General features: G+C 47.3%; 21 protein-coding genes and 1 pseudogene. 19 read left to right on the top strand and 3 right to left on the bottom strand.

Features of this window, described 5'->3' with window-relative positions:
• The first annotated feature begins 85 nt into the window (after window positions 1–85).
• The 7 genes from aroC (at window position 86) to Vsou_RS07260 (ending at window position 6279) form a co-directional block, all read left to right on the top strand.
• Window positions 86–1186: a chorismate synthase gene (gene aroC / locus Vsou_RS07290; RefSeq protein WP_188602935.1), complete on the top strand. Its 1101-nt coding sequence runs from the start codon at window positions 86–88 to the stop codon at window positions 1184–1186.
• A 143-nt stretch (window positions 1187–1329) separates the two neighbouring features.
• Window positions 1330–1605: a hypothetical protein gene (locus tag Vsou_RS07285; protein ID WP_349293693.1), complete on the top strand. Its 276-nt coding sequence runs from the start codon at window positions 1330–1332 to the stop codon at window positions 1603–1605.
• On the top strand, window positions 1595–2284 hold the full coding sequence (locus tag Vsou_RS07280; RefSeq protein ID WP_264890688.1) for an AAA family ATPase: 690 nt from the start codon (window positions 1595–1597) through the stop codon (window positions 2282–2284). Before Vsou_RS07285 ends, Vsou_RS07280 begins: the two co-directional genes overlap by 11 nt.
• Window positions 2285–2469: 185 nt before the next feature.
• Window positions 2470–3453, top strand: a complete 984-nt coding sequence (locus Vsou_RS07275; protein WP_188602934.1) for a chorismate mutase — start codon at window positions 2470–2472, stop codon at window positions 3451–3453.
• Window positions 3450–4445 (top strand): 3-deoxy-7-phosphoheptulonate synthase, encoded by a 996-nt coding sequence (aroF, locus tag Vsou_RS07270; protein ID WP_188602933.1) that lies wholly within the window; start codon window positions 3450–3452, stop codon window positions 4443–4445. The genes Vsou_RS07275 and aroF overlap by 4 nt, the downstream gene beginning before the upstream one ends.
• 101 nt (window positions 4446–4546) lie before the next feature.
• Window positions 4547–5488 (top strand): 3-dehydroquinate synthase, encoded by a 942-nt coding sequence (locus Vsou_RS07265; RefSeq protein WP_229709764.1) that lies wholly within the window; start codon window positions 4547–4549, stop codon window positions 5486–5488.
• A complete protein-coding gene (locus Vsou_RS07260; RefSeq protein ID WP_188602931.1) occupies window positions 5470–6279 on the top strand; it encodes a shikimate dehydrogenase family protein in 810 nt (269 codons plus the stop codon). The genes Vsou_RS07265 and Vsou_RS07260 overlap by 19 nt, the downstream gene beginning before the upstream one ends.
• On the opposite strand, the gene Vsou_RS07255 is transcribed toward Vsou_RS07260, so the two are convergent.
• Complete coding sequence (locus tag Vsou_RS07255; protein WP_188602930.1) at window positions 6280–6972, bottom strand: type I 3-dehydroquinate dehydratase; 693 nt, start codon at window positions 6970–6972, stop codon at window positions 6280–6282.
• 63 nt (window positions 6973–7035) lie between these two features.
• Here Vsou_RS07255 and Vsou_RS07250 point away from each other — a divergent pair, with 63 nt between their 5' ends.
• The 5 genes and pseudogenes from Vsou_RS07250 (at window position 7036) to Vsou_RS07235 (ending at window position 11810) form a co-directional block, all read left to right on the top strand.
• Complete coding sequence (locus Vsou_RS07250; protein ID WP_188602929.1) at window positions 7036–7857, top strand: shikimate kinase; 822 nt, start codon at window positions 7036–7038, stop codon at window positions 7855–7857.
• Between the two features lie 105 nt (window positions 7858–7962).
• Window positions 7963–8712 (top strand): annotated as a pseudogene (locus tag Vsou_RS13290) (1-deoxy-D-xylulose-5-phosphate synthase N-terminal domain-containing protein); the annotation flags it as partial.
• Between the two features lie 48 nt (window positions 8713–8760).
• Window positions 8761–9675 carry a transketolase family protein gene (locus tag Vsou_RS13285; protein WP_349293698.1) on the top strand — a complete coding sequence of 305 codons (915 nt, stop codon included), beginning with the start codon at window positions 8761–8763 and terminating at the stop codon, window positions 9673–9675.
• A 108-nt stretch (window positions 9676–9783) separates the two neighbouring features.
• A complete protein-coding gene (locus Vsou_RS07240; protein WP_188602928.1) occupies window positions 9784–11076 on the top strand; it encodes a 3-phosphoshikimate 1-carboxyvinyltransferase in 1293 nt (430 codons plus the stop codon).
• A gap of 296 nt (window positions 11077–11372) precedes the next feature.
• Window positions 11373–11810 (top strand): 2-oxoacid:ferredoxin oxidoreductase subunit gamma family protein, encoded by a 438-nt coding sequence (locus tag Vsou_RS07235; protein WP_054844218.1) that lies wholly within the window; start codon window positions 11373–11375, stop codon window positions 11808–11810.
• Here Vsou_RS07235 and Vsou_RS07230 read toward each other — a convergent pair.
• Window positions 11797–12555: an indole-3-glycerol-phosphate synthase gene (locus Vsou_RS07230; RefSeq protein WP_229709762.1), complete on the bottom strand. Its 759-nt coding sequence runs from the start codon at window positions 12553–12555 to the stop codon at window positions 11797–11799. The two genes, Vsou_RS07235 and Vsou_RS07230, sit on opposite strands and share 14 nt — an antisense overlap.
• A 143-nt stretch (window positions 12556–12698) precedes the next feature.
• Here Vsou_RS07230 and trpA point away from each other — a divergent pair, with 143 nt between their 5' ends.
• From trpA to ppsA, 7 genes are all read left to right on the top strand, one after another.
• Window positions 12699–13418 carry a tryptophan synthase subunit alpha gene (gene trpA / locus Vsou_RS07225; protein WP_188602927.1) on the top strand — a complete coding sequence of 240 codons (720 nt, stop codon included), beginning with the start codon at window positions 12699–12701 and terminating at the stop codon, window positions 13416–13418.
• Window positions 13415–14656, top strand: a complete 1242-nt coding sequence (locus Vsou_RS07220) for a TrpB-like pyridoxal phosphate-dependent enzyme (RefSeq protein ID WP_188602926.1) — start codon at window positions 13415–13417, stop codon at window positions 14654–14656. Before trpA ends, Vsou_RS07220 begins: the two co-directional genes overlap by 4 nt.
• A 6-nt stretch (window positions 14657–14662) precedes the next feature.
• A complete protein-coding gene (gene trpD / locus Vsou_RS07215; protein ID WP_188602925.1) occupies window positions 14663–15667 on the top strand; it encodes an anthranilate phosphoribosyltransferase in 1005 nt (334 codons plus the stop codon).
• Window positions 15664–16311 (top strand): phosphoribosylanthranilate isomerase, encoded by a 648-nt coding sequence (locus Vsou_RS07210; RefSeq protein ID WP_188602924.1) that lies wholly within the window; start codon window positions 15664–15666, stop codon window positions 16309–16311. The genes trpD and Vsou_RS07210 overlap by 4 nt, the downstream gene beginning before the upstream one ends.
• Window positions 16298–17590: an anthranilate synthase component I family protein gene (locus Vsou_RS07205; RefSeq protein ID WP_229709761.1), complete on the top strand. Its 1293-nt coding sequence runs from the start codon at window positions 16298–16300 to the stop codon at window positions 17588–17590. Before Vsou_RS07210 ends, Vsou_RS07205 begins: the two co-directional genes overlap by 14 nt.
• Window positions 17565–18143, top strand: coding sequence for an anthranilate synthase component II (locus Vsou_RS07200; RefSeq protein WP_188602923.1), 579 nt, complete (start codon window positions 17565–17567; stop codon window positions 18141–18143). Before Vsou_RS07205 ends, Vsou_RS07200 begins: the two co-directional genes overlap by 26 nt.
• Window positions 18144–18265: 122 nt before the next feature.
• Window positions 18266–20713, top strand: coding sequence for a phosphoenolpyruvate synthase (gene ppsA / locus Vsou_RS07195; protein WP_188602922.1), 2448 nt, complete (start codon window positions 18266–18268; stop codon window positions 20711–20713).
• 3 nt (window positions 20714–20716) lie between these two features.
• On the opposite strand, the gene Vsou_RS07190 is transcribed toward ppsA, so the two are convergent.
• Window positions 20717–21700, bottom strand: a complete 984-nt coding sequence (locus Vsou_RS07190; protein WP_188602921.1) for a homoserine dehydrogenase — start codon at window positions 21698–21700, stop codon at window positions 20717–20719.
• Between the last annotated feature and the right edge of the window lie 35 nt (window positions 21701–21735).

Raw genomic sequence — 21735 nt, 5'->3', positions numbered from 1 at the left:
ATTGAGGTTTTAAGCTTTTGGTTGTTGTTTCTCGTGGTTTGTGGCGTTTTTAATGCTTATATAGGTTAAATAGTGCGTTGTTTTGATGGGTAGTGTCTTTGGGCGCATGTTTAGGGTTATGTCCTTTGGGGAGTCCCATGGTCCTGCTGTTGGCGTTGTGGTTGATGGCGTTCCAGCCGGTGTGGTTATTGATGAGTCCTTCATTGGGAGGGAACTTGGTAGGAGACGCTTTTGTCAGCTACCGATTCTTAATCCTAGGTGTGAGGATGAGGAGTTTCAAATACTGTCTGGTGTTAAGGATGGGTTTACCGAGGGTACGCCAATAGCGGTTGTTGTTTGGAATAAGAGGGCCATCTCTGATTACTACAATGAACTTTGGATGAAGCCTAGGCCTGGCCACGCGGACCTCGCCTATTACCTAAAGTTTGGTAGGTTTTATGACCATAGGGGTGGTGGTAGGGCCAGTGGTAGGGAGACAGTGGCTAGGATAGTAGCTGGGGCCATTGCGAAGACCGTGCTCAAGCAAACAATAAATGTCGATGTTGCCAGCCACCTGGTTGAGCTTGGCGGCGTGGCCATATCCAGGGAGGATTATACGTTTGAGGATGTGGTTAAGTCCTGGGAGAAGCCGCTTCCCATGGTTGATGATGATGCAGTGAGAAGAACAATAGATGTTTTAGTAAATACTGTTAAGGAGGGCGACAGCGTTGGTGGTATTGGTGAGGTGCTCACTACGGAGGTCCCGCCGGGACTTGGCGAACCCGTCTTCGACAAGTTAAAGGCTGATTTAGCGAAGGCAGTCATGTCAATAGGTAGTACAGTCGGTGTTGAGTTCGGGCTTGGCTTTAGGCTTGCTAGGATGAAGGGTAGTGAGGCCAATGACCAGATAGTGCTTAGGAACGGCAGGCCGAGACTTGAGACCAACAGGGTTGGTGGGACACTCGGCGGCATGAGTATTGGTGAGCCCATTAGGTTTAGGGTTGCCTTTAGGCCAACGCCCAGCATCAGGAAGCCCCAAAGGACAGTGGATTTGGAGAGGATGACTGAGGCGGTGATAACCTTTAGGGGTCGTTATGACGTGTCCACGGCGCCAAAGGCGATACTGGCGGCTGAGGCGATGACGGCTATAGTCCTCGTGGACCACGCAATGAGGGCCGGCCTAATACCGAGGGCCATCAGGAAGTAGGCCTAAAAGGTTGGGAGGGGGTAACCTAGTTGGGTGGGGGTTAACTGCTCTTTGACATTAGGGTTAAGGAGAGCCTTAGGGACTTTTTCGATAGGGATGATGAGGCTGAGAGGCTTAGGGCTAGCCTTAATGAGCCGTTGGTGGTGGTCTTCGGCTTTAGGAGGGTTGGTAAGTCCTCATTGATTAAGGCCGTACTCAATGAATATGCACCAAGTAATTACTTCTACATAGACCTGAGGAGGTTTGAGGAGGGTGGTTACGTGAGTTATAGGGATTTTGTTAAGGCGCTTGAGGATTCCATAAATGCTAGGGTTAGGTCGAGAAGGTTATTGAGTATTCTCTCGAGGATTAGGGGTGTGAGTATTAGCGGTTTTAGGGTGAGTTTTTCCTGGGGTAGGGATAGGGGCTGTGTTTGCTGATATCCTTGATTCATTAAATGATTGGGCTAGTGATGAGGGGTTGAGGGTTATTATCGTCCTTGATGAGGCTCAAGAGCTTGTTAAAGCGAGGGGCTTCGATGTATTACCCGTGCTTGCCTACGCATATGATAACTTGAGGAACATAACGTTCATCATAACTGGGTCTGAGTTTAGGGTCTTCACTAAATTCCTTAAATTGAATGACCCTGAATCATCATTGCTTGGCAGGGCTTATGTTAACATTACGCTCAAGCCCTTTAGTAAGGATCAAGCAATTGAGTTTCTGAGGCGTGGGTTTAGGGAGCAGGGTATTGAATTTGACAAGGCTGAGCAGGTGTATGAGGAGCTTGGTGGTAATCCTGGTTGGCTGACGTTCTTCGGCCATAGGGCTTTGAGGGTGGGTTTTGATGATGTTTTAAGTGAGACTAGGAGGGAGGCTATTGATTTGATTCGTAGGGAGATTTGTAATTTCATTAATGAGGGTAGGCACTTGGTGGAGAGGGGGTACTTGAGGATACTCGAGGTTTGTGTTGGTGGTTGTCGCTGGTCAATTATTAAAAAGGCCCTTGAGGCTATGGAGGGTAGGGAATTGAATAACTCCATTGTTGACTCCCTAATTAAGGCGTTGCTTGATTACTCATTAAAGAGGGTAATACCTACGTACTGCCCGACAAGTTAATGAGGAATGCTGTTGTAGGCCTTAGGTGTTTTGTTAATACGGTAAATAGTGATAATGTTTAAAAATATAGTTTCTTAATAGCTCTGGGACCTCTATGGAATATCTAGATTCGTAAGGTCCAGGGTTAAACCCTGTTATTGCCCTAACCTAGTCGTGAGTAATCATAGTGTACTCGGGTGGTTATTATGCTCTCTGAGTTGAGGCGTGGTATTGATGCTGTTGATGAAGAGTTGATGAGACTGATTGGGGAGAGGGTTAGGCTTGCGGCTGAGGTTGGTAGGGTTAAGAGGAGTCTTGGTTTGCCGATTGTTGATGGGGATCGTGAGAGGGAGGTTATTGCCAGGTGGGTTGAGGGTTTGGGTAGGTTTGGTGTCGATCTTGAGTCTGCAATTGGGATTGCGCAGTCCATAATTGGGGCATCTACGAGAATTCAACTAACGAATAAACTTGATATTAGAGTGACTATAGTTGGTAGTGGTAGGGTTGGTAGGACGCTGGCCAAGGTGCTTGGTAGGGTTACTAACGTTGCCCTTCAGAGGCGTTCCGAGGAGTTGGTGCCTGGCGACATCATTATGCTGGCCACAAGGCCGACTCCCGACTCCCTGGACATAATTACTAAATACTCAGGTAGGTTCAGGGGTTCCGTGGTCATGGACCTATTCTCCGTTAAGGCGCCCATGTTTAGGCTTATCGAGAGCGAGTCCCTAAGGGCAGGATTCCACTACATAAGTGCACACCCTCTCTTTGGTGAGCTGGGTAATCCAATTGGCGAGACCGTGGTCCTAATACCATCAAAGTCAGGTAGTGATAGGATCGATATGACCAGAGAACTCTTCACCGATGCAGGCTTTAAAGTCGTGGTTCTAAGCAGTCCTGAGGAGCATGATAGGTTAATGGCTTACATCCAGGTTGCGCACCACATACTATTACTAACGCTTTATAGGGCAATGAAGAGGGCTGGTCTTGACCTAGATACACCACTAGCCACTCATAGTCTCAAGTACACACTTAAGGCCTTGGAGAGGATTTTGGAGCAACCCGAGGTTAGTAATGAATTATTTAGGCTTAACCCATATTCGAGGAGTGTGGCTGAGGAACTGGGTGATTTATTAAAGGAGGTGGTTAAGGGGCTTAATGGAAACGATGTTATTGGGGGTGTTGGTACATGATAATCAAGGCATCGAAGGATAGGGCGAATGATATAGCCAGCTTATTGGATAAGGCTAAGGTTAAATTAAACATTGTCAGGATATATGATGAGGAATTAATAGTTACCTGGCCTGACTCAAAGGTTGATGCCAACGCCGTTAAGTCGGTAGATCCAAATGCAGTGGTTATTGAAATTAAGACTAAGTATCAATTAGTGAGTAATGCCTGGAGGTATGGGACAATAGTTGATGTTGACGGTGTTAGGATCGGTGGTAATGACGTAATAGTTGCTGCGGGTCCATGCGCCGTGGAAGGTTATGAGCAGGTTAGGGATACGGCAATAGCCGTTAAGGAAGCAGGCGCCAAATTACTCAGGGGCGGTGCGTTTAAGCCAAGGACTAATCCATACAGCTTCCAGGGGCTTGGTGTTGAGGGTCTTAAGATACTTAGGAGGGTCAGGGATGAGGTTGGTATGCCAGTGGTCTCTGAGATAATGGACGTCAGGACGGCTAAGACCATGGTTGAGTACGTTGACATGCTTCAGATTGGTGCTAGGAATGCCCAGAACTTCGAATTACTCAAGGAGGTCGGTAGGTTGGGTAAGCCCGTACTCCTAAAGCGCGGCCTTGGGAATACCGTTGATGAGTGGTTACAGGCGGCGGAGTATGTACTACTTGAGGGTAATGGTAACGTGGTACTCTGCGAGAGGGGCATAAGGACCTTTGAGCATGCCACTAGGTTTACCCTGGACCTCGGTGCCGTCGCTGCCGCGAAGAAACTAACGCACCTGCCAATCTGCGTTGATCCATCACACCCAGCGGGTAGGAGGGACTTAGTAATACCACTGGCTCTCGCAGCAATAGCCGCCGGCGCAGATATGCTCCTGGTGGAGGTTCATCCAAGGCCTTGGGAGGCTCTTTCGGATGCCGAGCAGCAGTTAACCTTCGACATGTTTAGGGAATTAATGGTTAAGGGTAGGGAGGTTGCCAGGGCAATCGGTAGGTCGTTATGAGGGAATTCACCTATAAATCACGTGATGGTAATGTCGAGGTCTTAATCAATGCTAATCATGGCGATGCCCTGGAAAAAATTTCGGGAAAATACACTGGGTGTGTGGCATTTGTATCTAGGAGTATTGCCAATAGAGTTAAGGTGAAATGCCCCGTGGTTCCAATAATTGATGGTGAAGAAGGTAAAAGTATTGAGACGGCATTAAGTATCGTGAGAAATGCCCATGAAATTGGTATTGACAGGGATGGCCTATTCATTGGTGTTGGTGGTGGTAGTGTCCTAGATGTTGTGGGTTTCTCAGCATCAATATACCTAAGGGGCGTTGATTATGTTAATGTACCAACAACGATGCTCTCCATGGTTGACGCATCTCTAGGCGGTAAGACTGGTGTTAATGCTCTTGGCCTTAAGAACGTGATAGGTGTTATTAGGCAGCCAAGGTACATAATCATTGACCTATCCTTCCTGGAATCACTACCAATGCCTAGTTACATTGATGGTTTTGCTGAGGTCATTAAGTATGGCATAACCATGGATAGGGAGTTACTGAGCCAGGTAATGAATAACCCGGACAAATTATTAGGTAGAGATTATGAGGTTCTTGAGGAGATTATTTACAGATCTCTTATTAATAAGGCGAGTATTGTCGAGAAGGATGAGTTGGATAGGGGCGTTATAAGGGCTGTGCTTAATTATGGGCATACCGTGGGTCACGCCATAGAATCCGTGTCTAACTTCTCAATTAGCCATGGCAGGGCGGTAGCGCTAGGCATGATCTGTGAAGCACGTATTGGTGTTAAACTAGGCTATACGTTGAGGGATGTACCCGGCCTATTAGTGGATGCATTGACGCGGTTTAACCTAGTCAATAGGGTTACTATTGATGCGAATGGGTTGGTTAATGCCATGATGAGAGATAAGAAGAGGAGTGGTGGGTTCATTAAGTTGCCTGTGGTGATTGACGTGGGTAGGTGGGACTTGGTTAGGGTGAGAATTGAAGACTTAACAAAACTGGTGACTGAGGAATGCAGGTCTACGCCGTAATCGGGTACCCACTGAACCACACCCTTTCACCGAACATTCATAATTACGTATTCAAGGTATTAGGTGTAGATTCCATCTACGTCCCATTGAGGATACCGCCAAAGAAACTACATTACTTTGTGGAGGTGGCTAAGGACTCGTTAGGCGGCTTCAACGTAACGATGCCCCATAAGGTGTCCATAGTTAATTTAATCAACGACGTTGTGGGCCCCGCAAAGGTGCTCAATAGCGTTAACACCGTGATGAACAAGGACGGAGAATTACTGGGTTACAACACCGATTACATAGCCATTAGGCATGCATTGAGCGAGGGGGGTTACTCAGGGGAGGATGCCTTGATTATTGGTGCTGGCGGCGTTGCGAGGGCTGTTGCCCTGGCCCTTAGGGATCTAGGCTGCTCCAGGGTTTACGTGTTGAACAGGACGCTTGAGCATGGGCGCGAGTTGTGCTCGTTAATCGAATCATGGGGTGTTGACTGTGTAGCCCTTTCCCTCCAGCCCAACATGGGACTTAGTGCTTGGTTACTGGTTAATGCAACGCCGCTGGGTATCAATGAACCATTTCCAATGAACCCCAGGGATCTGGGCGTTGGGTTGGTGCTTGATTTGGCGTATGTGCCTAAGGGCGATACTCACCTTATTAGGTTGGCCCGTGAATACTCAATACCCCATGTGGATGGACTTGAGATACTTGTTAGGCAGGCCCTTGAGGCTGATAGGATTTGGTTTGGGGATATTGAGAGGCCCACGTGGAAGGAGATTCTTTTGAGGTTACGTGGGGAATACCCGTGATCATTCCCTGTCAAACATTGACAATGGGGCCTTAAGCATCTTAACCTTATTACATAAACCAATACTTAACTGCCCTGGGCCTGTCTTTCCACGTGTTGAACAGAACATTAGGGCTGAACCCATCATTATCGATACGGCCCTAAACATGGGGTTTCTTGGTATGACAGCAACGTAAATATCGCCTGCATTCAGCAGGTTTAGTAGGTTTATGAAGTCGTTATCATTTATTGAGAAGACCTTGTATATCAACGCCCTAAACTTCCTGGCCACGTCTAGGTCCTTAATCGCCAATTCATAGGAATTAACATCCTTGCTAAAGACATGCCTGGACACTATGGAACCCTCCGCAAGATCACCATAAATATCGGGCTTCCTCATTAATAGGCTCACCTCTATATCCAACAAGGCGCCAATACCCTTGCCGAACTCGAATAGCTTGTACTTAATCTCAGGGTCAACACCGTGGTTACCACCCTCATCACGCTCCCTCACCGTAATTATCGTTGGGTAGTGCGACACGTAGTTCTCTATCAACTCCTTAATCTCTTGCGTAAAATCAAGCCTATCCAGGTAATCAAGTCTAAGCTCCACGGCCTCGCATGATGCCGGTAGGTAATAGAAAGATGGCTTCCTCATGGGTACGACGCAGACCAGTACGGGCCTACTCGCAAGCAGTTTGTCCCATGTAGACATTACTAGGTACTAATAATTAGAAATTTAAAAATATTGGTACTAAATACTAATATTAAATAGATCATGAGTCCAAAGATCGTGGAATACATAACCTATGGAGGAGTATCGATAGTAAACGCAATACCTGCATGGCTGGGCGGCGCCATTGCCATAGACCTAAAGGTCAAGGTAACTGTTAATGAGGGATCCTGTAATATGAATGATTTTCTGCTATTCATCCTTAACTACCTGGAGCGAGAATTCAATTCTAAAATCAACGTATGCATTAATGTTAACAGTGAGGTCCCCAGTGCCAGTGGTTTAAAGAGTAATAGTGCCGTTGCGGCAGGTGTTATTTACGCCATGATGAGGTTCATGGATAGGGACATAAACCCAGTGGAGGCTGCTAGGTTAACTGCCATTATAACCAGGGCGCACGGATCATCAATAACGGGAGCCTTTGATGATGCATCTGCCGCAATACTCGGCGGTGCTGTCTTGACTGACAATAAATCAATGAAGATCATTAAGCAACTACCCATCAGTGAACTCAAGGTATTGATCACTGGATATAAGGAGAAAAAGAAATTGAGCAACATAGATAGGCTGAAATCACTGTCCGGAATATACAGGGAATTATTCAATATTGCCTTAAATGGTGACCTATGGAGGGCAACCACGATAAACGGTATCCTAGTCGCGGAGTCCCTGAGGTACCACAGGGCATTGGATACCATAGGCGCCGCGCTAGGTCTTGGTGCCGTAACCGCCGGTGTTAGTGGTAATGGACCGGCCATATTTGCCATGTTTAAACCTGGGGAGGAGGGACCGTTTATAGATTATGTAGAGAGGAACTGGGGTTATTACTTGCTTACTAATCCCGTAGGCGCACGCTATATCGTGTGATCCCTATACCGCAGACTTCCTAATAAATATAGATAATATAGGTTAGGATAATCCTTAAATATTTGCTGGGTGTTGAATGGCGCGTATGGAATATCGGGAATTCCAATGGTAATTGAGAAGTTGGGGATTTCGCTGGACCTCAATAGGCTTGTTGAGGTTAGGGATAGGGCAAGGGACCTATTGATCAAGTTGGATAGGGAGTTTCCCTACATTCACTTGGGTTCTTCGCTGGCTGCTTTAGATGTAATAAACGTACTTACTAGAATAATGAGGAAGGGCAATAATGATTGTAGGGATTGGTTCATACTCAGTATCGGGCATGTCGCGCCAGCACTATATGCAATACTAACCGTGGAGGGCGCAATACCTGCCGAGAAACTCATGGAAATTAATCAATTAACCTCCAGCGTGTCCACACATGCCGATAACATGGACCTACCCTACATAGACGCCACAACGGGCTCATTGGGCCAGGGACTCAGTATGGGTGTTGGATTGGCATTGACAAGTAGATCCAGGGGTTGCAGCGATGGGGTTGTGTATGTATTAATGGGTGATGGTGAGTTGAATGAGGGCCAGCCCTGGGAGGCAGCAATGACAGCCACTAAGTATGGTCTCGACAACCTAATAGCAATAGTTAGCCTAAATGGTTATCAACTTGATGGACCGACGAGCACCATAAAGCCCATTAATTACGTGAGGATCTTCGAGGCCCTCGGTTGGAATGTGCTTTATGGTAATGGTCATGATTATGAGGAAATCATTAATCTCATTATTAAGGCCCGTGAAAACAGGGGAAAACCGTCAGTGATTTTCCTAAGCACCATTAGGGGTAGAGGAATTAAAAACCTTGAGAATAGTGGTAAGCAAACCCTTAACCCACCACAAAGACCACAATTCTCAATGAGGGAAGCCCTGGGTGTTACCTTGGCAAGGCTTGGTGAGGATAATGATAAGTTAGTGGTTATTACCACGGATGTCGGTGAATCAACCAGGGCCAGGTACTTCGGCGAGAGATTCCCAGGTAGGTACTTCAATATTGGAATTTCTGAGCAGGACCTCATTGGCGTCGCCGTGGGCTTTGCGCTGGGTGGGTATGTGCCTATTGCTATGGCATACGCAATGTTCATGATGAGGGGCTGGGAACAAATAAGGAATTCCCTGGGTAGGATGAACCTCAATGTCAAGTTAATAGCAACACACGCAGGTCTCAGTGACTTCGCGGACGGACCGAGCCATCAGGCAATTGAGGATGTGGCTCTAATGAGGACCCTTAGTAACATGATCGTTGTTGCGCCGGCGGATGCCTGGGATGTGGAGAGGATAATACCAAGGATAATAGAGCACAGGGGCCCTGTCTATGTTAGGATTGGCCGTGATTACTCACCGCCAATAACAATGGACTTGGATTACGAGTTTAGGCTTGGTGATGTCTATGAGTTGGTGGATGGAGATGATGCGGCAATAATGGGTTATGGACCTCCACTGTACGGTGCTGTTAAGGCAGCCATGGAGCTTAGGAAAATGGGTATTAAAGTCGGTGTTTATAATGTGCCCACAATAAAGCCGCTCAATGAATATACCGTTAAGAGGATTGCCCATAGGGTTGGTAATATAATCGTTGTTGAGGAGCACTCACCAAGGGGTGGCCTTGGTTCCGCCATTGCAGAGTTGGTTAGTGGTATTGCCAGGGTGAAGATGCTTGGCGTTGATGGTTATGGCCATTGGGGTAGGTCTGAGGAGGAATTACTGAGGTTTTATGGGCTTGATGAGGAGTCAATAACAGATGTCGCACTTAAATTAGTCAATTCCCAGTGAGGAAGTCCTGCCATCCCTAACGATTAAATAATTACCCGAATAACTTGTTTCAAGTTGAACCATAATTTATTCCATAAAACTTTTATTATATTGGTAAACAATTAATTAATGAGCAGGTTGCTTATTAATGGTTTTGAGGCCCGTGAGACAGTCATCGAAGCCCCACCATCTAAGGCGTTAACACTCAGGTATTTACTTGCCTCGGCGTTATCTAGGACCTGGGTCTCACTTAGTAAATTGAATTGGGGTGACGATGCTTGGTCCATGATTAGGGGGGTCAAGCCAATTTCCGAAATCGAAATCAGGGGGGACCGCGTGAGGATCAGGCGCGGTGTTTCCCTTGAGAGACTTAGGGTCGTTGATGTCGGTGAGAGCGGTTTCACCCTTAGAACCCTGACCGGGGCTTACTCGGGTATAGAGGGAGTAACGCTGTTAATGCCCAGGGGCTCATTAATTGATAGGCCCATGGATGAATTAATAGGTGCGTTAAGGAGCCTTAACGTGAAAATTGATAGGATTGGTAGTATTATTAGAGTTGTTGGCAATAGGGTTGTTGGCGGCTATATTATGATAAATGGCTCAGTTAGTTCGCAATACATATCATCGCTTCTATACCTTGCACCATTTACTGAGGGCGGCATTGAAATCAGTATTAGGCCTCCCGTGAAGTCACGACCGTACATAGATGCCACAATAAACGTGCTAAGGGATTTCAATATTAACGTAGAGAGAAATGGCGATACCATCTACGTAGGCGGATCACAGGAGTTTAAGGCCACGATTGATGAATTCATGATCCCGGGCGATTACTCCCTAGCCGCGTATTACATAGTCCTTTCCGCACTGGGCGGCTTCGACTTGAAAATAATTAATCTATACAGGGATAAGGCAATTGAGAGCGAGTATTCATTTATTAAGTACGCGGTGTCCATGGGCGTCGAGATTGAGGAAAACAAGGACTCAGTATTGGTTAGGGGTTCCCTAACCAGGGAATTAAAGCCCATCGATGCTGACTTGGGCGATTCACCGGATATTGTTATGCCGCTGGCCCTGTTAATGGCCAGGTCCAGTGGCAGGTCAAGGATTACTGGGGTTAGCCACCTGGTGTATAAGGAGAGTAATAGGCTTAGGGGAATAGCCGGCATCCTTAAGTGCCTAGGTGCTGATGTTAAGATTGATGAGGGAAATGGTGTTATTGAGGTGAATGGGGTGAATAGGGTAAGGGGTGGTTGTGTGATTGATGCTGTGAATGATCATAGAATCGTCATGATGAGCATAATAGGTGGCCTACTGGCTGAGGAGCCAGTCACAGTGGTTAATTGGGAGGGGATTAGCAAGTCCTGGCCAACCTTCATCTGGGAATTGGAAAAGCTCGGTGCCAAGATCCAAATAATACAGTGAGTCATATTCTCCCTGTGTGTTGATCACCGTAGTGAATTGCTTACCTTATAATGATCTTACATAATTGATGATGCCTCTGGCTCAATATGTATGTCTAACTTCCCTAGTAAGCCCTTGATTAATGATGCCTTAATTAGGCCGGTCACTCATGATCAGACCTAGGTATTTGTCTTAGGTTCCCCCGAGCCAGCATGCCGCTGCCCAAGAGTATTCTTATTATTGACGAAATTCTTAATTATAATTCCTTAAGAATTCAAACAAATCTTTTTATTAAAACCTGCATATTGAAGAAACGCATGCCCGAAGTTCACGAAATAATATTCTACGGTAGGAGCGGTGACGGAATTCACATGATAGCTGATCAATTAGTTCAGACGCTCATAAAACGAGGTTTCTACGTAATTTCCTACCCAGAGTACGACCCAGAACGCAGGGAAACCCTGGCCAAGGTCCACATAAGGGTGTCCAAGGAACCAATAAATGCCCGGGAACCCGTGTCCAAACCCGAAATCGCCGTGTTCTTTGATGTAAGGTTGCTACAGAACAACCGGGAGACAATTGGCGTCGGGAAGCTTATAGTAAATGCGCCAAGCAAGGAACTCGTTAGTAAATACCTTGGTAACACCGATGCCCACGTCATAAGTATAGACATTCATGGATTAAGAAGGGCTGGAAGTAACTATCCGCAATACGTAGTTGATTCCGTACTTAAGGCATTATTCAGTGAACCCTAACTTCCGAAAGCTCCCTTGATAAGTTCATGTTCCTCATTAGGGCCGTGCCCACCAATACAGCATTGGCACCTTCATTAGCCAGCTTTAGTGCGTCCTCAACGCCCTTAATGCCACTTTCAGCAATGATGATGTTGGCCCTTCCCCTAACTACCCTAATTATTGATAATGCCCTTCCCAGCGATATAGATAGATCGTTCAGGTCCCTTGAATTAATGCCGAGCATAACGTTTGGGTTTGTATTAATGACATCCAGCGCATCCTTCTCATTATCAACTTCAATTAAGGGCTCCAGGCCTTGTTTAATTGCGTAATCCGCGAGCTCCCACAATGAGTCACCGAGCAGTCTCTTAATGAGGAGCACCGAGCTTGCGCCCAGTTCCCTGGCATCCATTACCTGTTCCCTACTTATCACGAAGTCCTTATACAGTATTGGCTTACCGTAACTAAGCGCTATCTTTATGAATATAGGTGACCCGAGGAAGTAGATGGGCTCGGTGAGTATGCTGAACCCAGTGGCGTATTGACCGACCGCGTTGAAGTAGGTCCAGGGGTCAATGTCAAGCCTAATAACACCGCTGGGACTTGCCCTCTTGTACTCGGCTATTAGTGCCAGGTAACCCTCTGAGTTTCTCTGCTCGATGGCCTTTATCATACCTGGTGCCCTCGCGCTGGCCCTCATGGCCTCCACGCGCTTTCTCGTTAACCCGTTAATGACATCAAGGAAGTCCACGGCTTTACTTGCCATGAATTATATAAAAGTGTTTCCTGCATAGATATTATATTTATTAATATTTATTGGTCCTCAAGGCAATAATTACCAACGAACAAAGTATACATAAAACTTTTAAATCCAGGAATGGCTGTTGCCTTGGTGGATATCGTGCCCCAATGGAAATAAGGAAACCGGGCATTGGCGCATATGTAACAGCAACGTACCCCAACAAAAATGACTTTTTGAACGCCATAAGGTGCCTCTCGGAGGTCTCAGACTTCCTCGAGGTTGGTATACCAACAAATAACCCTAAATACGACGGGCCGGTAATAAGGAAGACTCACTTTGCCTCTGAACTCAAGGGCTTGGATGCCGTGAACGTGGCTAAGTATGGTAAGGTGCCAACCATCCTCATGGGTTATGTCGAGGATTACGTGAATAACCTGGAATTAGTTGCCAAGGTAGCCAGTGAAGCTGGCGCATCATCAGTATTATTCCCGGACCTGCTATTCGAGCACTTGGATAAGCTTGAGGAGTACGTGATGGCCATGAGGAACCACTCACTAAGACCAACATTCTTCATATCAAGCAATACACCGCATAGGTTGGTGAACGTCCTAGTTAGGTACGAGCCGTTGTTCATATACCTGGGTCTCTATGCCGCCACGGGCATAAAACTACCACTCTACATAGAGAGGAATATCAAGGAGGTTAGGAAGTTAGTTGATAATATCACGTTGATCGCCGGCTTCGCCATAAACACGCCGGAAATGGTTAAGCTGGTAATAGGCGCCGGTGCTGACGCTGTGGTTGTGGGTACCGCACTTGTGGATAAACTAGCCAATCCAATGGCATGTGCAGAATTCATGCTGAGTCTCAGGGGTGGTTTGCCATGAATGTACCCCATTATTGGTATAACATAAATGTGGACCTACTAAGGCCATTGCCGCCGCCCATTGATCCCTACGAAGCCGACTCCAGGATAGCACTACTAATGAGGATACTGCCCAGTGAATTACTTGATCAGGAATTCACGCCACTTAGGTATGTGCCAATACCCGAGGAGATTAGGGAACTCTATGAGAGGATGGGTAGGCCAACACCATTCAAGAGGGCTTATGGGTTAGAGAGGGTGTTGGGTAATGGTGTTAGGATTTACTATAAATTTGAGGGTGCATTGCCGGCGGGCTCTCATAAGTTAAACACGGCAATACCCCAGGTTTACTATGCAATAAAGGATAACGCTAAGGAGGTTGTTACTGAGACCGGTGCTGGCCAGTGGGGTCTCGCTGTGTCATTAGCTGCGGCGCTGCTGGGTGTTAAGGCTACGGTATTCATGACGAGGAACTCATACCTAAACAAGACACAGAGGGTGCTCTTCATGAGAACCTACGGTGCAGATGTTTATCCAAGCCCAAGCGAATTAACGAAGTACGGCAGAGAGGCCATTAAGGCCAGGCCTGACCATCCAGGTAGTTTGGGACTTGCAATCACCGAGGCCATTGATTTCACACTAATGGGTGAGGGCAGGAAGTACATACCAGGTAGCGTCCTGGGTTTCGTGGTCCTTCACCAAACAGTCATTGGACAGGAGGTGCTGCAGCAAATGCCTGAGGAACCCGACCTAGTGATTGGTTGTGTCGGCGGTGGTAGCAACTTCAGCGGCTTCTCATTCCCAATGATAGGCGCTAGACTAAGGAATGAGGGTTTTGAGAAAACGAGATTCCTCGCCGTTGAGTCCAAGGCTGCGCCAAAACTAACCAGCGGCAGGTACACGTATGACTTCCCTGACACAGGCGGATTACTGCCAATGGTCAAGATGCTCACCCTGGGCCATGACTATGTACCACCACCAACCCACGCAGCTGGACTTAGATACCACGGCGCCGCGCCAAGTCTCTCAATGCTTGTTAAGGAGGGTGTTGTGGAAGCCAGGGCTTATGGCCAGGAAGAGGTTATGGAGGCAGCCAGGTTATTTGCAAGGACAGAGGGTATAATACCTGCACCGGAATCTGCGCATGCAATAAAGGCCGCAATTGATGAGGCAAGGAGGATGCCCAAGGGCTCCGTTATATTCTTCAATCTGTCAGGCCATGGCTTACTGGACGTTGACGCCTATGGCAATACGAGGTGAGGCGACGTGAGGGATGCACTCGAGAAGATAGCGAGGGGATTAGCCCTAAGTATCGATGAGGCTTACGATGCCGCCAAGAACATGCTGACAAACACCGATGAGGCGCTGTCTGCCGCAATACTCATGGGGCTTAGGGTAAGGGGTGAAGCGTCTAGCGAGATTGCGGGCTTTGCGAGGGCGTTGAGGGATTACTGCGTAAAGATACCGGTAAGTGAGAGGAATAGGTATGTGGATACTGCCGGTACTGGTGGCGATGGCTTCGGCACACTCAATGCATCGACAGCGGCGGCATTAATTGCGGCTTACCTGGGCGCCCACGTGATCAAGCATGGCAACAGGAGTGTGTCCTCAACCTCAGGCAGCGCCGATTTCCTGGAAACACTGGGTTTCAACATAAACCTGCCGCCTGATAAGGCGGCTGAGATGGTTAATAGACACCGTTTTACCTTCGCCTTTGCACCAGCCTACCATCCAGCCATGAGGAACATCATGTCGGTTAGGAAGAAGTTGGGCATAAGGACCATATTTAACTTAGTCGGTCCGCTGGCAAACCCCGCATTACTAACCAGGCAGTTAATTGGCGTTGCTGAGACCACGCTGATGGATAGGATGGCTGAGGCGGCAACAATGCTTGGTTATGAACATGCCGTGTTAATACACGGAGAGCCCGGCATTGATGAGGTATCTGTTTTCGGGAAAACAACGGTGGTGGAGATCAAGGGAGGAAGGATCGATAAGTACTTCATCGAACCTAGGGACCTTGGGTTGAGGACGCATGATATAGGGGACGTAAGGGTCTCAAGCCCGCTGGAGAGCGTTGAGAAGACGAGACGAGCCATTTCAGGCAAGGACAGGGCTGCTAGGGACTTCATAAACGCAAACACCGCATTCACGCTTTACATTGCAGGTATTGTTAAGGATGTTAGGGATGGCATTGAGTACGTGGAAGCCAACCTAAATGATGGGTTCTGGGACTACGTTAATGAGTTAGCTAGGGTGAGCAGATCATGACGTTACTAAAGATTTGCGGAGTTACAAACCAGAGGGATGCCGTGATGGCCAGTAAGTATGCTGATTACATTGGTATGATCGTGCACTCAACCGTGCCAACGCCTAGGCTGGTTGATCGCAGTAAGGCTAAGGAGATAATTAATGCCGTTAGGGGTGTTAGGACAGTGGGTGTTGTTGAGGGACTAGACATGGCTAGCGCCATTAAGTTGGTTGGTGAACTTGGTTTTGATGTTGTTCAGTACCACGGTAATGCCACCATAACGAAAGAGATTATTGACCTACTCAATCAATTCGGGGCTAGGCTGGCTCCGGCGGTGGCCTATGTTGGTGATGACTCCATCATCGATAGGGCCCTTGAGATGACCTCTAGGAGTTACATTGAGTACGTACTCATAGATGCGCCCAAGGTTGGGTTTAGGACGTATGAACATGGGCTCAAGATACCGCTTAGCGTGGTTATGAAGGTTGGTGGTATACCCAGGGTTGGCGTTGCCGGTGGTATAAATACGGGCAACATATCCATTGTGGCTAGGTTTAGGCCCTACCTGGTGGATGTGAGTTCTGGCGTTGAAAGGGGCCCTGGACTTAAGGATGAGGAGTTGGTGAGGAAGATCGCAGAGGTGGTTAAGGGTGTCCAGTATTAAGAAGGTGCCGATTCAATACCTACCGAGACCCAGGGAATTGGTTAATCAATTACTTAAGTCCGGTGAGGACTTTGCAATACTCCTCGAGAGCGGACCAGGCTTTCCCGAGAGGTCCAGGTATACAATAGTTGCCTGGGGCGTGTCAAGGCATTTAGTGGTTGATTGGGATGATGACCTATACGGTGAATTGAAGGAATTAACTGGGGGCCTTGGTAAGTTCGAGAACGGCGACATTGCCCTCGGTTATCTCTCATACGAGGCAGTAATTCACATAGAGCCATACCTAAGGAATTACGTCAAGAGACCTCAATGGCCCATTGCCGAATTCTTTATACCAAGTAACGTGGTTATCTATGACAATCTCCTAGGCAGGGGCTACGTTAAGGGCGAGTTACCGAATAAGGATGCTGTGGATGTGGGTAATTTCGAAGTCATTGACAAAATTGAGGGCACTAGGAGGGAGGACTTCGTTAGGTGGGTTGAGAATTCACTCGAGGATATAAGGAACGGTGAGGTGTTCCAAATAGTGCTCTCTAGGTATGAGGACTACTCCGTGAGGGGTGACGTGATGAACCTATACACAAGGCTCGCGGATCTAAACCCATCACCATACATGTACATTGCCAAGTTCAGCGATAAGTACATCGTGGGCACCAGCCCTGAACTACTGGTTAAGATAGATGGTGATAGGGTCGAGACCCACCCAATAGCGGGGACCAGGCCAAGGGGTAAGGACCCACTTGAGGACTTGAGACTTGAGGAGGAGTTAATCAGTAGCATTAAGGATAGGGCGGAACACGTGATGCTCGTTGACTTGGCTAGGAACGACATAGGCAGGGTGTGTAGGTTTGGCACGGTTAGGGTTAAGGAACTCTACGCCATTGAGAAGTACCAAAGCGTTCAACACCTGGTTTCCAGGGTTGAGGGTATTCTTGAGCGTGGGAATGATGCCGTCGATGCATTATTCGCCACATTCCCTGCAGGTACTGTTAGTGGTGCACCAAAACCAAGGGCTATGGAGTTAATAGCTAAGTATGAGGATACTGCAAGAGGGCCCTACGCGGGTGTTATAGGGCTTTTGCATGGTGGAGGCGGTGAATTCGCAATAATGATAAGGACATTGTTCCTCAGGGGCAGCATAGCCCGTATACAGGCTGGGGCTGGCATCGTTTATGACTCAATCCCTGAGCTGGAGTTCCAGGAAACCGAGCATAAACTGGGTAGTTTGAAGTCAGCCATGGGGGGTGATCTAGGTGGAGCTAGTGGTTATCATAGATAATTATGACTCCTTCACATACAACATAGCCCAGTATACCGGTGAACTTGGTGCTAAGCCGTTGGTTTTTAGGAATGATGAGGTTACAGTTAGGGTAATCGAGAGACTCAGGCCTGACGGCATTATAATATCTCCAGGCCCTGGCAACCCGCTTAATCCCAGGGACGTGGGTGTCTCCAGGGACGTGATTAAGCACTTTGGAGGGAAAGTACCAATACTGGGTGTGTGCCTTGGTCACCAGGTAATTGGCGCATACTTTGGCGCAAGGGTCAGGAGGGCTAGGACGATAAAGCATGGAAAGACCAGCATTATTAGGACCGTTAAGCCATCACCAATATTTCAGGGATTACCCGAGGTGCTTGAGGGCATGAGATACCATAGTCTCGTCATTGATGATTTACCGAGCGAATTAATCGTAACCGCCATTTCAGAGGATGACAATGAGGTAATGGCAATACAGCATAGGGAGTACCCAATATTTGGTGTTCAATTCCACCCAGAAAGCATCGGTACACCAACTGGAAAGAGAATACTGAGGAATTTCCTGAACCTATGATGAACCAGCCGAGCTAGATCGTTGATTATAAATTGACCTATTAACAATCAACTAAATTCTAAATTATAATAGATTATCTATTTTGACTAAACTACTTAAGCCGCGGCGTTAACGTGCCCGACGTGGGTAAGTATAAATTCATATCCTGGCTTAACGAAGAAACCAGGGACCCGTCAATACTCGGCGGCAAGGGCGCAAACCTCAATAAATTAATGACCATGGGTGTCCCTGTACCCCCAGGTTTCGTGATAACCACAGAGGCCTTTGACCACTTCATGAACGTAAACGGACTTAGGAATAGGATCCTTGGAATTATCAATGATATAATTAACGAAGGCAAGCCCGAGGAATACGAAATAGCTGAACAGAAGATCAAGGAATTATTAATCAATACCGAGATACCAAGGGAACTTCATGAGGAAATCGCAAGGGCATATGAGGAATTGAGTAAGTACTTCGGTGTTAATGCCATTGCGGTTGCCATTAGATCCAGCGCCACTGCAGAGGATCTAAAGAACGCCAGTTTCGCAGGTCAACAGGACACCTATCTAAATGTTAGGGGGATTGAGAATGTTATTAAGTATGTAAAGCATGTGTGGGCGAGCACGTATAATGCCAGGGCACTAGCATACAGGGATGAGAAGGGGATTCCCCATGATACTGCCCGTATGGCTGTTGTAATCCAAAAACTGGTTAATAGTAGGACCGCTGGTGTAATGTTTACAATAAATCCAGTAACTGGCGACGGGGATGATGTGGTTATTGAGGCCTCCTGGGGCCTTGGAGAAGCAATAGTCGGCGGCATCGTCACGCCGGATAGGTGGGTCGTAAGCAAGAACAACTTGACCATTAAAGATAGGGTGATCTCCAGGAAGAACTATATGGTTATTAGGGACGAGAATGGACTTACCAAGGTAGTTGATGCACCACGGGAACTTATTGATAAGCCGTCACTTAATGATGAAGAGGTTATCGCACTGGCAAAGATCGGCGTTGAACTAGAGAAAAACCTAGGTTATTCACTTGACATTGAGTGGGCCGTGGACTCCGACTCAAGATCGCCAAGTAATATCTATATATTACAAATGAGGCCGGAAACAGTTCATAGCAGTGGTGGGACTAAGGCTGTTGAGGCTAACACTGATTTATCGGCCAGGGAGGCAGTGATTAAGGGAGTGGCAGCTAGCCCTGGGGTCGCCATTGGAAGGGTTAAGGTATGCCTATCCACTGATGATGCGAGAAGGAAGATCAGTAAGGGCGATATATTGGTCACGAAGATGACGAACCCGGATTGGGTACCTTACATGAAGATTGCCTCGGCAATAATAACCGATGAGGGCGGCATGACGAGCCACGCAGCCATCGTGTCCAGGGAACTCGGTATACCGGCCATAGTGGGCACCGGCAATGCCACTGCCGTGCTTAGGGACGGTGAGGTGTACACTGTGGATGCAAATCATGGTATTGTATATGAGGGTGAGGTCAGGGAGTTAATTAATGACATAAAGAATGCGGAGAAGGCCCAGGCAGTAACCGCGTCAACAACAAACGAAATAATATTACACATATACAGGTCCATAAGGACCGCGACTGGGGTTTACATGAACCTAGGGATACCGGAGAAGATTGATGAGTACAGGGAACTGCCCTTTGATGGGATTGGGCTTATGAGGATTGAGTTCGTATTATCCAGTTACATTGGCGACCACCCACTTTACCTACTGAATATTGGTAACGAGGAAAAATTCGTAAGTAAACTAGCCGAGGGCGTGGCCCATGTGGCCAGGTCCATATACCCAAGGCCCGTCATCGTTAGATTCAGCGACTTCAAGAGCAATGAGTATAGGCAATTAACCGGTGGCGAGAAGTTTGAACCAGAGGAGAGGAACCCAATGCTTGGATGGAGAGGTGTCTCTAGGTACATAAGTAGGGAGTATGAGAAGGCCTTTAGACTTGAGGTTAGGGCTATCAGGATGGTTAGGGAGGAAATGAAACTCAGCAATGTCCACGTGATGGCGCCCTTCGTCAGAACACCTTGGGAACTTGAAAAATTCGTAGAAATACTCACCGACGAGGGACTAGAGAGGAGCAGGGATTTCAGGGTCTACGCGATGGCCGAGATACCAAGCATAGCCCTCCTTGTTGAGGACTTCGCTAAGTACGTTGATGGATTCTCAATAGGAAGCAATGACCTGACGCAGTTGGTGATGGGCGTGGACAGGGATAACGACATACTGGTTAGGCAGAACCCTAGGTACTTCGACGAACGTGAACCCACCGTCCTCAAGGCAATGTATGAGATAATCAGGAGGGCGCATTTAATGAGGAAAAGTGTGGGCATATGCGGCCAGGCACCATCTGTTTACCCAGAGATAACGGAGTTTCTAGTGAGGGCAGGCGTGGACTACGTAAGCGTAAACCCAGACAGTGTGATAACAACGAGATTACTCATCGACTCAATAGAGAGAAAGATAATCCTTGAGGAATTACGTGAGTTAAGGAGTAAGTTAATTCCCATGGATCCTGATGTGGAATTCAGGGAAATACTGGGTAGGGTATTCAAGGCTTGAAAATTACCTACCTAAGTAATTCACGTGATTTACTATGTACATCAAGTCCGTGAGGGCAGCTTGTGCCGTCTCCATCCTTCCAGCCCCTGGACCTACCACGGTTATTTCACCCAAGGTATCGAGCTTCAGCGTTAATGCGTTCAAGTTCCTCGAAACATTAGCAAGTATGTTACCCCGCTCCAGCGGTATGGGCTTCACGTAAACCCTATCTGCATTAGCATGCGCAATTAACTTAATCACCCTATCTCCATGTCTCTTTACATCAACGTCTCTAATTCCCTGAACCTCCACATCCTCAAACCTGTGCCTCCAACCGATCACCCTTGATAATATAACAGCCTTTAAGGCTGGGTCCACACCATCGATATCAAGCGATGGATCTGCCTCCGCATATCCAAGTTCCTGGGCTTCCCTAAGGGCCTCATCAAATGTTAAACCCTCATACATCCTGGTCAGGATGTAATTGGTGGTTCCATTTAGGATGCCCATAAAGTACTCCACGCGGGTCCCTGGTAGTAGGTCGAGTATGTTGAAGGACGGTGTTCCCGCCATGACGGTACCCTTAAACCTAATCAACCTATTGTATTTCCTGCTGAGTTCCATGAGTTCATCATAGTGAAAGGCCACGGGTCCCTTATTAGTGGTAATTACGTGCTTACCACTCCTCAAAGCAGTGCTTAAGTACGTAAATGCAGGTTCACCCTTATCCTTAATGTTTAGATCCGTGAACTCACAGACAATATCCGCATTGCTCTCCTCAATGAACCCAGGTATTTGGTCAAGAACCACCTTTTTACCAAGCAATTTACCTGTATGGGCCTCACTAATCACCCCTGGGCTTGGGTTACTAATGAGCCCGCGACTTCTATCAATTATCCCAGTAACTATAAAGTTGATGCCCAGTAGGTGTTTCTTTAAATTTAATAACTCAAAGAATGCTTGTCCAACGTTCCCGAAACCAATTATTAATACTCTGTACTCCCTCATACCTAGCAATCACTCTTATAGAAATTATTTAAGAA

Origin of the sequence: Vulcanisaeta souniana JCM 11219, from assembly GCF_026000775.1 — an archaeon.
GTDB classification, from domain to species: Archaea; Thermoproteota; Thermoprotei; order Thermoproteales; family Thermocladiaceae; genus Vulcanisaeta; species Vulcanisaeta souniana.
This window is presented reverse-complemented; position numbering and strand designations above follow the sequence as displayed.

Bases quoted from the DNA above. Each gene is read 5' to 3' on its own strand.
- Vsou_RS13285 (WP_349293698.1), top strand. From the start codon at position 8,761: ATGAGGGAAGCCCTGGGTGTTACCTTGGCAAGGCTTGGTGAGGATAAT.
- aroF (WP_188602933.1), top strand. From the start codon at position 3,450: ATGATAATCAAGGCATCGAAGGATAGGGCGAATGATATAGCCAGCTTA.
- Vsou_RS07230 (WP_229709762.1), bottom strand. From the start codon at position 12,555: ATGGCAAGTAAAGCCGTGGACTTCCTTGATGTCATTAACGGGTTAACG.
- Vsou_RS07275 (WP_188602934.1), top strand. From the start codon at position 2,470: ATGCTCTCTGAGTTGAGGCGTGGTATTGATGCTGTTGATGAAGAGTTG.
- Vsou_RS07220 (WP_188602926.1), top strand. From the start codon at position 13,415: ATGAATGTACCCCATTATTGGTATAACATAAATGTGGACCTACTAAGG.
- Vsou_RS07260 (WP_188602931.1), top strand. From the start codon at position 5,470: ATGCAGGTCTACGCCGTAATCGGGTACCCACTGAACCACACCCTTTCA.
- Vsou_RS07235 (WP_054844218.1), top strand. From the start codon at position 11,373: ATGCCCGAAGTTCACGAAATAATATTCTACGGTAGGAGCGGTGACGGA.
- Vsou_RS07240 (WP_188602928.1), top strand. From the start codon at position 9,784: ATGAGCAGGTTGCTTATTAATGGTTTTGAGGCCCGTGAGACAGTCATC.
- Vsou_RS07250 (WP_188602929.1), top strand. From the start codon at position 7,036: ATGAGTCCAAAGATCGTGGAATACATAACCTATGGAGGAGTATCGATA.
- aroC (WP_188602935.1), top strand. From the start codon at position 86: ATGGGTAGTGTCTTTGGGCGCATGTTTAGGGTTATGTCCTTTGGGGAG.
- Vsou_RS07210 (WP_188602924.1), top strand. From the start codon at position 15,664: ATGACGTTACTAAAGATTTGCGGAGTTACAAACCAGAGGGATGCCGTG.
- Vsou_RS07255 (WP_188602930.1), bottom strand. From the start codon at position 6,972: ATGTCTACATGGGACAAACTGCTTGCGAGTAGGCCCGTACTGGTCTGC.
- Vsou_RS07190 (WP_188602921.1), bottom strand. From the start codon at position 21,700: ATGAGGGAGTACAGAGTATTAATAATTGGTTTCGGGAACGTTGGACAA.
- trpA (WP_188602927.1), top strand. From the start codon at position 12,699: ATGGAAATAAGGAAACCGGGCATTGGCGCATATGTAACAGCAACGTAC.